This window comes from Planococcus sp. CPCC 101016 (assembly GCF_007859295.1).
In the GTDB taxonomy this organism is placed as follows: Bacteria; Bacillota; Bacilli; order Bacillales_A; family Planococcaceae; genus Planococcus.
The window spans coordinates 324,073-337,488 of record NZ_VOHB01000002.1 but is presented as its reverse complement, the minus strand read 5'-3'; the positions used below and the strand labels follow the sequence as shown (position 1 = coordinate 337,488).

The 13,416-nt window shown below is 44.7% G+C and carries 11 protein-coding genes; all 11 read right to left on the bottom strand.

Annotated features, from left to right (window positions below):
- Positions 1-159: 159 nt before the first annotated feature.
- Positions 160-1,122 carry a hydroxyacid dehydrogenase gene (locus FQV26_RS01575; RefSeq protein WP_186759585.1) on the bottom strand — a complete coding sequence of 321 codons (963 nt, stop codon included), beginning with the start codon at positions 1,120-1,122 and terminating at the stop codon, positions 160-162.
- A 60-nt stretch (positions 1,123-1,182) separates the two neighbouring features.
- On the bottom strand, positions 1,183-2,538 hold the full coding sequence (locus tag FQV26_RS01570; RefSeq protein WP_146555621.1) for a hypothetical protein: 1,356 nt from the start codon (positions 2,536-2,538) through the stop codon (positions 1,183-1,185).
- 91 nt (positions 2,539-2,629) lie between these two features.
- Entirely contained in the window at positions 2,630-3,328 is a 699-nt protein-coding gene (locus tag FQV26_RS01565) for a FadR/GntR family transcriptional regulator (protein WP_146557730.1), read from the bottom strand.
- Positions 3,329-3,420: 92 nt separating this feature from the next.
- Positions 3,421-4,779 carry a glucarate dehydratase gene (gene gudD, locus FQV26_RS01560; RefSeq protein WP_146555620.1) on the bottom strand — a complete coding sequence of 453 codons (1,359 nt, stop codon included), beginning with the start codon at positions 4,777-4,779 and terminating at the stop codon, positions 3,421-3,423.
- A 120-nt stretch (positions 4,780-4,899) separates the two neighbouring features.
- The gene (gene gucD / locus FQV26_RS01555; protein ID WP_146555619.1) at positions 4,900-6,366 is read right to left on the bottom strand and encodes an alpha-ketoglutaric semialdehyde dehydrogenase GucD; all 1,467 of its coding nucleotides are present in this window, start codon (positions 6,364-6,366) and stop codon (positions 4,900-4,902) included.
- Between the two features lie 9 nt (positions 6,367-6,375).
- Entirely contained in the window at positions 6,376-7,305 is a 930-nt protein-coding gene (gene kdgD, locus FQV26_RS01550) for a 5-dehydro-4-deoxyglucarate dehydratase (protein ID WP_146555618.1), read from the bottom strand.
- A gap of 81 nt (positions 7,306-7,386) precedes the next feature.
- Positions 7,387-8,919 (bottom strand): galactarate dehydratase, encoded by a 1,533-nt coding sequence (gene garD / locus FQV26_RS01545; RefSeq protein WP_222433888.1) that lies wholly within the window; start codon positions 8,917-8,919, stop codon positions 7,387-7,389.
- Between the two features lie 35 nt (positions 8,920-8,954).
- The gene (locus FQV26_RS01540) at positions 8,955-9,971 is read right to left on the bottom strand and encodes a mannonate dehydratase (RefSeq protein ID WP_146555617.1); all 1,017 of its coding nucleotides are present in this window, start codon (positions 9,969-9,971) and stop codon (positions 8,955-8,957) included.
- 159 nt (positions 9,972-10,130) lie between these two features.
- Positions 10,131-11,132, bottom strand: a complete 1,002-nt coding sequence (locus tag FQV26_RS01535; RefSeq protein WP_146555616.1) for a tripartite tricarboxylate transporter substrate binding protein — start codon at positions 11,130-11,132, stop codon at positions 10,131-10,133.
- 70 nt (positions 11,133-11,202) lie between these two features.
- Positions 11,203-12,702 carry a tripartite tricarboxylate transporter permease gene (locus tag FQV26_RS01530; protein ID WP_146555615.1) on the bottom strand — a complete coding sequence of 500 codons (1,500 nt, stop codon included), beginning with the start codon at positions 12,700-12,702 and terminating at the stop codon, positions 11,203-11,205.
- Between the two features lie 12 nt (positions 12,703-12,714).
- Entirely contained in the window at positions 12,715-13,230 is a 516-nt protein-coding gene (locus FQV26_RS01525; protein ID WP_146555614.1) for a tripartite tricarboxylate transporter TctB family protein, read from the bottom strand.
- Between the last annotated feature and the right edge of the window lie 186 nt (positions 13,231-13,416).

The window sequence follows — 13,416 nt, the reverse complement described above, 5'->3', positions numbered from 1 at the left end:
TATTGAAGGTTCCATTCCCTTGTTCAAATTAAAGTACTCATGTAATTAGCTGAGCTTCTTAATAAACAACTTGTAAGCTACTAATGAGACAAAAAACACAGTAGAAACGGCAGAATCCCCCTTTTCATCTGTGCTTTTTATTATTCTAAATTGATTCAACTACTTCTTCATCTGTTCCTTATTAAGCCACACGAGCGGTTCCTGCCCATTCTTAACCCGCACAATTTCTTTTGCGCAATCCAAAGACATCGTGCTCATCGCTTCTTTTGTCAAAGCGGCAAGATGCGGCGTGGCGATCAGGTTATCCAGCTTCAGCAAAGGGTGATCTGCCGGTACAGGCTCCTGTTCGAAGACATCCAGTGCGGCACCGGCAATTGATTTGTTCTCCAATGCTTCCGCCAATGCAGCTTCGTCCACCAAGCCACCTCTTGCGGCATTGATCAGAAAAGCTATCGGTTTCATCAAACTCAATTTCTCCTGGTTGATGAAATGGTGCAGCGCTTTGTTGTAAGGCAGATGCAAGGAGATGAAATCTGCCTGTTCCAGCAATTCATCCACGCTTTCTACTTTTCTTATATATGGTTCTTCAGGCGGTTTAGCATAAGGATCGTAGGCAATGACATCCATTTCAAATCCGTGTGCACATTTTTTTGCCACGAGCTTTCCGATGTTGCCAAGTCCGATTACGCCCAGCACTTTCCCTTTCATCTCTGTTCCGTACGCTGAATCCCTTACGCCGAAGTTTCCTTGCCTAACTGCACTGTCGACCTTCACTGTCTGCCGGGAAATTGCCAACATCAGCCCTGTTACATGCTCTGCTACGGAATTGATATTGGCAGCAGGTGTATAGGATACATAAATGCCTTTTGCCGCAGCGGCATCGATATCAATGTTATCAAAGCCGACTCCGTGGCGCGCGATGATTTTCAGCCGCTCTGCCAGGCCAATCGTCTTTTCATCCAGCAGATCCGTTCTAAGTAAAACCGCATCGTACTCTTTGATTGCGGCCCTCAGTTCTTTAGCGTCCATCTCATCTCTCGCATCCACTTCACAGCCATTTTCTTTTAAATAATCTATTCCTTCAATCGCTACCGTTCTTGGAATCAACACTTTGAAAGCCATTTCCATTCCTCCCTTTTGGTTGTCTTCACCTAACTTGAATGGACCGTTTATAAAGATGAACTAGCGGTAAATAGCCTGCAGTGCATAGATAAAGACGCAGCCGATCAAAAACATCGATAAGACATAAAGTCCGTTCCAACGAAACCCTACTGTGAAAAACTTCTTGCTCACTGCATTTGATATGAGAATAGTGACCGCGTTTATTGGACTGATGATGGCAGACATGAACCAAGCCAAGATGAAGACGAAGGCGATTGCGACAGGAGGCATACCGATTGCCGCCGGGTCGACTTGCATCACCAGCAGCGGGACGGTGATAATTTGATGGAAACCGATCAAAGCGAAGAACATGATGGTAAAAACGATGAATATGACAAAGAAAATAAAAGACCCTTCAGAAATCAGCAACAGGAAACGCTTGATCCAATCCGATATGGAGGAATTCGAAATTGCGCTGCCAAAAATACCCGCACTCAGAAACAGAACCATTTCAGTGCCGTTTCCACCCGTCACCTGATTTTTATAGATAATGACCTGATCGACAAAGCTTTTCCACTTGCCGGCAAGCGCCATCCAGATTGTCGGGATGATGATAGCCAGCATGCTTACCAATACGATCATCGGCAATTTCGTTGCCTGTTCCAGAAAAATCAAAGCAGAAATTAAAATTCCTAACGATACGACAAACTTCAATACCAGCGGCAAAATATGTATTTTTTCAGCAACCTGGTCTTTCTCTCCTGGCATTGTTTCTTCTACTCCATTTTTCAAGGCAAACAGCAGATTGCCCGTCAGCAGTTGTGCAGCTGCAAAAAGCAAACCGATGATAACGTACTCGCTGTATGGGATATCCAAGTAGTACAGCACCAGTGCTACAGATCCGAAATAAGGCGACCACACCATTGCTGTAGAGAATCCTGTAAAATAGGAGCGGCCCAACAGTTCGCCGGACAATTTACGGTCTTTCATTAAATCGGCCAAAATTCTTACCGATCCCACATTTAATACAGGAGCAAGCAAAGCCAAAAAACTTGAAATACCGAGAAATAATTGGCCGGGTTTATCCTTGACCTGTTCAATGTAGGCCATCGGAGCATTCAATAGAGTTCCACTTTTTAACGGAATAGATAGGAGCGGCGCCAATAGGATCAGGATGAGCAGCGGCAAATTGAGCTGGATGCCCTGCACACTTTCGATTAAAGTAGAGCCATTCATGAAGATGCTGATTCCCAATCCAATTACAAGAAGGCTGATTCCCATCACTTTTGTCATAGCCTTCGATGAAGGAATGGCAACAATCAATAATAGAAAAGCCAAAATCGACAGCCACGTATAGATGGTTTCACTGTCTATAAAAACGGTTAAAAAGTAGAGCAGCAGAACAAGGATGATTAAACTGCTTTTTATCCTATTCATGTCCCCACCTGCTTTCATTTCTGCTTAACTTCGTATTTTTTATAAAAAAAAATAAGACTATAAACAATTCGCGTTTATAGTCTGCTTCTTTTTAATCCGTTTCCTCTGGCATATTGTCCAGAATTTTTTTGCGGACAAAGCTTAAATGCCTATACATTTGCGTAAACGCTTCATGAGGATCTCTTTTTTTCAATGCCTCGTAGATTGCTCTGTGGTGCTCAACTGTAATGTCGGGATCCCGATGCTTAATTAAGCTGTCTGTCTTTTCATGTGTAATCAGCAATGAGGTGATCATACCCTCCACTACTGGATTATTGGCGCTTAACGCAATAATGCGATGAAACTCCTTATCCAATGCCCCGTAGTTGGTATGGGCATTATCCTCAATGCTTTTGATGGTCTGCAGCAGCTGATCCAATTGTTCATCCGAAATCTTTTCAGCCGCGATTGTCACCAAGCCCAATTCCAATGCCATTCTCGCCTCTATGACTGCAGGAAGATTGTTGATTGAAAGGGCCAGCATTGCTGTAAATGGATCACTTCCTACTTTGTCATTTACAATCGTTCCCCCACGGGGCTTTCTTGTGATGATCTCCAGCGTCTCGAGAGAACTCAAAGCTTCGCGCAATACGGGCCTGCTCACTCCCAATTGCTCCATCAGCTTCATCTCAGGAGGTAGTTTGTCTCCAGGCTTCAGTTGGCCGTCAACCAATAGAAATACAATTTTCTCCAACACCTGCTGAGAGAGCGTACTTCTTCGGACTGTATCCACTATATAACCATCCATCATATAACCTGTCACCGCCTTTTTATGCAAGAGCAAACTAGCGCTCATGCGTTGCTTCTTTCTATTTTACATTATTTTTACACTTACTTGTTGAATTAGTCCCTTACCAGGCAAGGCTTTTTATTATCGAACTTCCAGTTAGGGATCAAATATTGCATGCCTTGAGAGTCATCACGTCCTCCAAGACCGTGTTCGTTGTAGAGCTGATGCGCTTTTTCGATTTTTTCCAAGTCGATTTCTATGCCGAGGCCCGCTGATTGAGGCACTTCGACTTTGCCATCTACAATTTGGAAAGGATTTTTAGTTAAGTACTGGCCATCCTGCCAAATCCAATGGGTATCGATTGCTGTAATTTTCCCCGGAGCCGCTGCTGCAACATGCGTAAACATCGCAAGTGAAATATCAAAATGGTTATTCGAATGCGACCCCCATGTTAAGCCCCATTCATTGCACATTTGAGCCACTCTTACGGATCCCTGCATGGTCCAGAAATGTGGATCTGCCAACGGGATATCAACAGAATTCAATTGAATCGCGTGCCCCATTTCACGCCAGTCGGTTGCGATCATATTCGTTGCTGTCGGCAGCCCAGTCGCTCTTCTAAATTCCGCCATTACTTCACGTGAAGAATAGCCGTTTTCCGCTCCGCATGGATCTTCTGCATAAGCCAGTACATCGCCTTTGCCTTTGCAGAGGCGGATCGCTTCCTCTAATGACCAGGCGCCATTTGGATCCAGTGTGATGCGTGCTTCAGGAAAGCGTTCCGCTAAAGCCGTTACTGCCTTGATCTCTTCTTCGCCTTTCAATACGCCGCCTTTCAGCTTGAAATCCTGAAATCCGTAGCGCTTTTGGGCAGCTTCTGCCAACGCAACAACCGATTCAGGCGTCAATGCTTCTTCATGCCGCAGTCTTAGCCAATCGTCAAAGGCATCCGGTTCACTCAAATAAGGAAGGTCCGTTTTGTTGCGGTCCCCGATATAGAATAAATACCCAAGCATCTCTACATGGGTCCGCTGTTGGCCTTCCCCCAGCAATTCGGCCACAGGGACATTCAGGAATTTCCCCAACAAATCGAGCAATGCCGCTTCGAGTGCCGTTACTGCGTGAATTGTTGTTCTCAAATCGAATGTCTGGCTGCCTCTGCCGCCCGCGTCTTTGAAAGCGTATTCTTTGCGGACTTTATTCAAAATCCGGTTGTAGGCGCCAATTGGCTGACCGAGTACATATTCTTTTGCTTCTTCCAAAGTTTGGCGGATGGCTTCTCCTCCAGGAACTTCTCCTGCTCCGATGTTTCCGTGATCATCTTCCAATATGACAATATTGCGCGTGAAAAACGGGCTATGCGCGCCGCTCAAATTCAATAGCATACTATCACGTCCGGCAACCGGAATGACTCTCATACTGGCAACTCGCGGTGCTGAAGTTTTTTGGTGATTTTCATTTTGTGTTAACATACATTCACTCCTCCATCGTCATTGTTTAGTATAAATTGGATATGTATAGAAGTATGATTGAAGACGGGATAAATTTTTAAAAAAGGGAAGTTACGCTTTTTGCGCATAACTCCCCTTTTTTTATTTTTTCACAAATACTGTTTTAATGGATGTGAAGAACTCAATCGCCGCTCTTCCCTGTTCACGGGAATGCGAGCTCGACTGCTTCATGCCGCCGAACGGTGCCTGCAATTCCACGCCTGCACTTTCTGCGTTGATGCGTACAAGTCCCGCTTCCATGTCATTGATGAACTCCAGCATATTGCCGATATTCGTTGTAAAAATGGATGCACTCAAGCCATATTCCGAATCATTGGCCATGGCCAGCCCTTCTTCTATTGTATCAACTTTCAGCAAGGCCAGTACAGGGCCGAAGATTTCTTCTCTTGCGATGGCCATATCCGCTGTTACTTCATCAAATACGGTCGGTTCTACAAAATAGCCATTTGCGGTTTCATCGCCTGTAAGGCGATTCCCGCCATGCACCAACTTCGCCCCTTCTTGCTTTCCTTTTTCAATATAAGACAATACCGTATTCAATTGGCTCTCGCTTGCAACAGGTCCCATCCAGCTGTCTGATTCCATGCCATTGCCTACTGTAATTTCTGAAACTTTTTCCAGCAGCTTTTCACGGAACTCATCGTATACACCGCTTTGAACGATGACTCGGCTGGTAGCCGTACATTTTTGTCCAGTAGATTTTAAGCCTCCGGAAATTGTCGCACTGACAGCCAGATCAAGGTCCGCGTCGTTCGCTACAATAACTGGATTTTTGCCGCCCATTTCAAGCTGGTATTTGATGCCGCGGTCAAATGCTGCACGGCCAATTTGTTTTCCGACTGCGTTCGAACCGGTGAAGGTGATGGCATCCACACTCGGATGCTCCGCCAAGCCTTGTCCAATGACAGAACCCGAACCCGTGACCATGTTGATGACGCCTTCCGGAAGACCTGCTTCATGGAAGCATTCAACCACACGAGCAGCAGTAACTGCTGTGTCACTGGCCGGTTTTAAGACAACCGAATTTCCGTAAATCAATGCAGGTGCCATTTTCCAGATTGGAATGGCCACCGGGAAATTCCAAGGCGTGATCACGCCGACTACGCCCAACGGCACTCTCGTTGTAAACATAAGCGCTTCACTGTCTGACGAGGGGATAACATCTCCAACTGCCCGCATGCCTTCGCCAGCGTAATAACGGAGAATCGCTACACCACGAAGGGTTTCGCCTTTTGCTTCCGCAAACGTTTTGCCCATTTCCTTCGTCATGGCTTCTGCTACATACTCCACCTTCTCTTCAAGTACATTCGCCACTTTGAACAGGTAATTGCCTCTGTCGCTGCCAGCAAGTTTTCTCCACACTTTTTGACCCGCTTTTGCTGCAGTTACCGCTTTATCCAAATCATTGGCGGAAGACAGTTGGAAAGAACCCAGTACTTCATCTTTATTGGAAGGGTTAAAGCTTTCACTGGTTTTACCTGTATCTGCTGCCACCCATTCACCATTGATGTAGTTCAAGTATGTTTTTACTTCTGTATTAGTAGTCATAAAATCCTCCTAGTTTTTAGTCGTTATTTTTGCCGGGTATTTCTCCAGCGCTTTTTCGACAATCACTTTCAACTGTGCATAATGCGCTTCTTCTACTGGTGCAATCGGCGCTCTTACATTTGTCGTCACCGGAAGCCCGATGATGTTCATGCCGGCTTTGATCAGTGACACCGCATATCCTTTTTTCTGCTTTCTGATGCTGTGAATCGGTAAAATTACATCTCCATATATTTCTTTCTCGACTTTTTTGTCCCCGTTCTTTAATGCTTCAAAATAGAGCTTTGAAATGTGCGGGATGTAATTTGAAATTGCTGATGAATACGTTTTATAGCCGAGGTTCAGGTAAGCGCCCATCGTAACTTCCGCGAGCGGCATCCCGTTGATCCATTCCAATCTGTCTCCGAATAGATGCGTGAACTCAGCTACTGTTTCCATATTGCCGACACCGTCTTTGAAGCCGACCAATTGTGGAAATTCACAAAGCTTGCCTAATGTTTCTGCGGTCATAATGCAATTGTCACGGTTATAAACAATCGCATTTAAATCGGTGCTGCTGATGATTTCACTCATGTAATTGTATAGACCTTCTTGGGAAGGATCGATTAAGTACGGCGGTAAAATCAAGTAGCCATCTGCGCCAAGCTCTTCAGATATTTTCGCCTGTTCCAAAGCCGCTGTAATATTGCCGCCGACTCCTGTGTAAAGGGGCACTTTTCCTTTTGTCTTTTTGACAGCCAATTCCACCATTGCATGGTATTCTGCTGTATTGATCGCATGAAGCTCACCGGCTCCGCATGCTACGAAAATTGAAGTCAGACCCTGATCCAGCAAAAAATCGATATTCGCTTCCAGTCCATTTAAATCTAATAGCCCTTTATCTGTTAATGGAGCTACCGGAAAGCCTAAAATTCCTGTGGGTGATTGCCTTTTGTTTGTCATATCATTTCCACCTTCAATTCTTTTTATTTAATAGTAATATTGTAAGACAATTAAATTGTTCTGTCAATTCAAATAATTTACTCATGTTACTGGAGATGGATTAAATAAGGCCAAATCGTTATGGATGCCCCAGTGGTCGGCCCATGTCTTCTTCGAACCGCTAGCCACTTCCAGAATCTCATTAAAAATTTCATACCCGACTTCTTCGATTGAAGCTGCACCGGTAGCAATTTTCCCGGCATTGATATCGATTAGATCGTGCCATTGTTCCTGTAAGGTGTTCCGTGTAGAAACCTTTATGACAGATGCCATGCTCAAGTTATAAGGCGTCCCTCTTCCGGTTGTAAATACTTGCAGGTGAATGCCTGAAGCCAACTGAAGAGTTCCGCAGACAAAGTCACTGGCAGGAGTAGCAGCGAAAACCAGGCCTTTTTTTCTTACCTGCTGCCCTGGACTCAATACATCGGCTATCGGCAATGTGCCTGATTTGACGATGGAGCCCAGTGATTTTTCAACTACATTCGATAATCCTCCCCGTTTGTTGCCGGGTGATGGATTCGCACTGCGGTCCGCTTGGCCTCTGTTCAAATAGTCGTCGTACCATTTCATTTCTCTCAGCAAGGATTTGCCGACTTCTTCATTCACTGCTCGGGGAGTTAGTAGATGGATGGCATCCCGGACTTCTGTGACTTCCGAGAAAAGCACTGTTGCACCCGCTCTAACTAAAAGGTCTGTCGCATAGCCCAGTGCAGGATTGGCAGTGACTCCTGAAAAAGCATCGCTTCCCCCACATTGAACACCGATGACCAAGTCAGAAACCGGACAGACTTCTCTTTGGCGTTCGTTTAATCGGGCCAGACGCTGTTCAGCCATTTTGACGATGGACTCAATCATTTTACTAAAGCCGTCTTCGTCTTGAAGAGACAAAATATTATCATCGTCATTTCCGTTATTTAAACGAGTAGGCACGAGTTTTTCGCAGCCTAATCCGATAATCATCACTTCTCCGCCAAAATTCGGATGCTTCGCTAAATTTTCGATTGTCCGAATCGGTATTTCTGCATCGGGCGCATTGATCGCTACGCCGCAGCCATAGTTGTGGTTCAAGGCGATGATGTCATCGACATTGGGATACAGCGGCAGCAATTCCTGTTTGATCTTTTTGACCGCATATTCCAGAACACCCGCTACACATTGCACACTCGTCGTAATGCCAAGCAGGTTTTTTGTTCCCGCGGTGCCATCTGAATTCCGGTAGCCGAGGAATGTATAAGATTCTTCCAATGGCTTTACTTCTTTTATATTTGTTGAAAATGGAAGAGAATCTAATTCTGGAGCTGTCGGAAGAGTCACTAGCGACTCTTTTACCCAGCTGCCTTTCTCTATCAGTTTTTCGGCATAGCCGATTACTTCACCATAGCGAATGATTTTTTCACCTGGTGGAATGTCGCAGAGCGCGACTTTATGTCCTTGAGGAATTCGTTGAATAAGCGTCAGGCCACACGAAAACTGAACTCCTTGTTTTAATCCGCCTGTATTCACGATGATCGCCGTATTATCCGCGGCGTTCATTTTTAAAAACAAGGGAATTTCTGCATTCGATTCATTTTCCATGTTTTCACTCCTCTTATTTATGTAAAGGCGACCGCCTATTTACCTTCAAATTCCGTCATGGCAGCAAACAACGCTTTGATATAGCCTACCGAGTAAGCAAATCCAAGACTGGATTTCTTCCAACCGATGTTTGAGTATTGCCAACGTGTATCCAAATCAGGTTGATCTCCGGCCATTGTTGGCACATGGTCAGGATTGATGCAGCCGTCATAGCCGACTTTTTTCAATTCCAGCAGCAACTTGAACATATTCATGTCGCCGTCATCCAACAATGCTTCTTCAAAAGCTCCAGCAGTTGGCAAGCTGCCTCTGACATTCCGGAAGTGAACAAGGAAAATTCTGCCCTTGCGTCCAAAATGATTGATCTCGTCCAGTACCAGTGATGAACCGCCCGCTTCTGCGCGTGTCCCGATACAGTAAACCAATCCAACATTCTTGTTCGGGAAGTCATCGATTATGCGATGCAAGCCGATGCCGCCGAATGGCGAATCGGGATGAGGCGTATCGGATGGATGCATGGCTATTTTTACTCCGTTATCCTGTGCAGTCGGCACCAGTTCCTTATAAGCTGTCTGAACGTTGCCCCACCATGATTCCAATTCCTCCAAAGTAGGAGTAGGCTGCTTTTCCTTCATTAATCCAAGGCTTTCTCCACGAGAAATCGCTCCTCCGCGCTGCACTGCTTTATAATTTCTTGAAAGCCCGTAGAAAACGTCGCCTTCAAAGCGCTGCCTGACAATCTCAATATTTGCCTGTCCAAACACTTTTACTGCATTCACGGAGTTTTCCAGCTGCCGTTCACTGCCTGGACGATTCAGCATAAAATCATCGGTCATATTTGGCAACGTCACTCTGTTGATATCCATTCCGTACGATCGGATCCGTCTTTGCAGTTTTAATAATTCGTCTAAATCCGGAAATCCTTGTTCGCTTACCCCGGCAAAAGAACCGCCAGCTCCAAAATCAACACAATCCACCCCAAGTTGGGACATTTGCTGCAAATCCATATCACTTAAATCTGTCGTATTCACCGTTACAGAAACTTTCATCATTTCCCAAATCACCTCTTCACAATTTATCGACTGCTTGTTGTTCCTTAAATTTAGGACAGCAGCTCCTTGAAGTACCCTCTGTTCTATGGCCGCTTCTCAGAGCTGCTGTCTCCATTTTGTAGATTCGTTAACTTACTGGGTTTATATAAGAAGAGTTGATTATTGTTCAGACTTCTCGAATGCCTCTTGATAGCTGGCATTGATTTCTTCTAATTTCGTGTTTGTTGCTTCTTGATCTAAGTAAACAGGCGACAACCATGAATCTTCGATTTCTTTTTGGTAGTCTTCGTTAGCAACAACTTTCTCTATCGCTTCAGAAAATTTTGCTACGTATTCATCTGGCGTTTCAGGATCAAAGCCCCAGTAGAAGATTTTGTCGATGACGATATCGATGCCCTGCTCTTTGAATGTCGGAACGTCAGGCGCTCCTTCAAGGCGTTCCTCTGCCATAATACCGAGTGACACCATGTCCCCGGATTCGATATAGCCACTTACTAATCCAAGAGATGTTGGCACAATATCCACACGCCCTCCAAGAAGAGCTGCAATTTTATCGGATGCACCGCCAATGTCTACAATATTGAATTCAACCCCTGCAAGTTCCTGGAACTGCAATGTTTGAATATACGTCATCGAACCAATTTCAGTGGCCATCGTTACTTCTCCAGGATTAGCCTTTGCATATTCAATCAAAGACGGAATGTCCTGGAATTCGGAATCTGGAGACGTAAGGAAAGTGTTCGATTGGTCCAACACACCGACACCCGCCATTTTAAATTCATCGTAGGTGTAGTCTGTTAATCCGAAAACATTATTTAAAAGCATGGAATTATGGAACGCTAACACCGTTTGCCCGTCAGGCTTCGCATCCAGAACTGTTTGTGTTCCTGTTGCACCACCTGAACCGGTGACATTCGATACGACGATATTCGTATCGAGTTCTTTCTCCAAATACTTAGCCATGATCCGTGTATTTAAATCCGTGTCTCCCCCTGCTCCAGCAGGTACAACAACCGTAATCGGCCCTGATGGATAATCCGTAGCAGGATCATTGTTCGCATTAGCGTCGCTGCTTGCTTCATCTCCTCCACAAGCTCCTAAGAATAATAGTGATGTTGCCAGAACCGAACCGAACAAAGTCTTCTTTAATATATTCTTCATCTAATTTCCCCCTTATTTTTTATTTCAACGGGTCTAAGCCCATTAAAAACGAACCCCTCTGCAAAGCAGTTTATACATCCAGAACACTGGCGCCTTTCTTTTTCTTGTGATTATTATAAATTACGAAGATTACGGAAGCTGCGGCAACCAGCAGGAAAGCAGCCGCAATCGGTGAAGTCAGGAATGGCATAAAATCACCTTGTGAAAGCATCAGCCCTCTTCGCAAATTAGTTTCCAGCAGCGGCCCTAATATAAAGCCAAGAACAAGCGGCGTCAGCGGGAAGCCAAACTTAATCATCAGATAACCCAATACGCCGAAGAACAGCAAAGCACCTACATCAAACAATCTATTATTGACTCCGAAAGCCCCTACCACACAAAGCGCAAGAATAATCGGATAGAGAATATGCTGTGGAATGCTCAACAAGCGGATAAAGCCTTTCATGCCCATGAATAGGAAGAGAATCATGAAGACATTCGCGATGAGAAGTGCAGCAAAAATTCCGTACACTACATCCCCGCTGTTTTGCATCAGCAACGGGCCGGGCTGCAAGCCGTGCAATACCAGTCCACCTAAAAGCATGGCTGTTACTGTATCGCCAGGAATCCCTAAAGAGATAAGCGGAACAAGCGCTCCGCCTACTGCAGCGTTATTGGATGACTCAGAAGCAACAACTCCGGCAGGATTCCCTTTTCCAAACTCTTCCGGCTTTTTCGAAGAACTCTTCGCAGCCACATACGCAATAATATTGGACGTACCGCCGCCGATACCCGGCAGAATCCCGATTCCCAGCCCAATAAGACTTGAGCGTAAAAAGTTCCAGCCTTGCGCCATATATTCTTTCATGCTCACTCTGTAATTCACTTTGGCGAGTTTTGCATTTAAGCCTTTTTTAACTTTCTTTTCAGCAGCTAAAAAGATTTCCGATAAAGCAAACAACCCGATCAATACCGGAAGCAGATTAAATCCTGCGTTCATGTCAGTGAATCCATATGTAAAACGCGGAAATGCATCAATAGGCGCTGCTCCTACCATGGCAAAAGAAATTCCCAGTAAACCAGCCATGATGCCTTTTGACAAAGAATCTCCTGACAGACTTGCGATTAAGGTCAAGGAAAATATAACGATGGCAAAAAACTCGAATGGTCCGAATTGCAAAGCCACTCTTCCCAAAGGAGGTGCAATCATAATCAGGACGATAATACTGAGGAGTCCTCCCAGGAAAGAGGAAACGATGGCATAATTGAATGCTTTCCCAGGTTCTCCCCTTTGAGCCATCGGATAACCATCGAACGTTGTCGCAATTGAAGAGGGTGTACCCGGAAGCTTCAATAAGATCGCCGGGATCAGCCCGCCTGAAACACCGCCGATGTACAAGCCCATTAAGAGTGACATTCCTGCGATTGGATCCATTCCGTAAGTAATCGGTAAGCAAATGGCGACGGCCATGGTGGCAGTCAAACCCGGTATCGAACCGAATACGAGCCCTAAAGCCACACCGGCTGCGATAAGCATGATAATTTGTAAAGTCATGACGGACCCGAAGCCCGCAAATAGCATATCGAACATAATTCATCCTCCTTAGCCAATGATTCCAGTAGGAAGCATGACGTAAAATACATTGCGGAAAAGGTAATAGATTGCAGCGGATGTAACAACGGAAATTAGAAGAAACAGCCAAACTTTGCGATGGGTGATATGACTTAACAGCAGCATCTGCAAGAAAATATACACGATGGTCATGATCAGGAATCCGACATAAGACAGCAGCGCGACATATCCAATCATTAGCGCTAAACTTATCAATACCGGTTTATAGCTTTTCTTTTCGGTTACTATTAGTTCTTCTTGAAGTTCTTCTTCCTTAACTTCTTCTGGTGTAGTTGTCTTTTCTGTTGCGGACTTGCTTTTTTTGAAGCCACTTACAGTGATGATCACACTGAATATGGCCATTATTATTGCAATGATTTGGGGCATAAAAGCCGGACCTACTAAACTGGTAGTCAGCGCCTCAAAGCTGAAACTGGTAATAAAAATGATAACGCTTACAACTAAGAGAAACGCTCCTGAAAAAACGTCTTCGTGTTTCGCAACCATACTGATCCTCCTCGATAGACTATAGATTTAAAATATTCTGATTGTTAATATGTTTTATTGTAAGACAATATAGATTGCCTGTCAACGAAGTATTTAAATTTTCTTACTCTTTTTAAGATTTGCTTCACTTATCTTCTATATAAAGGCTATACAATACAAAAGGCAGCCAAAAATTTTAATTAAAAA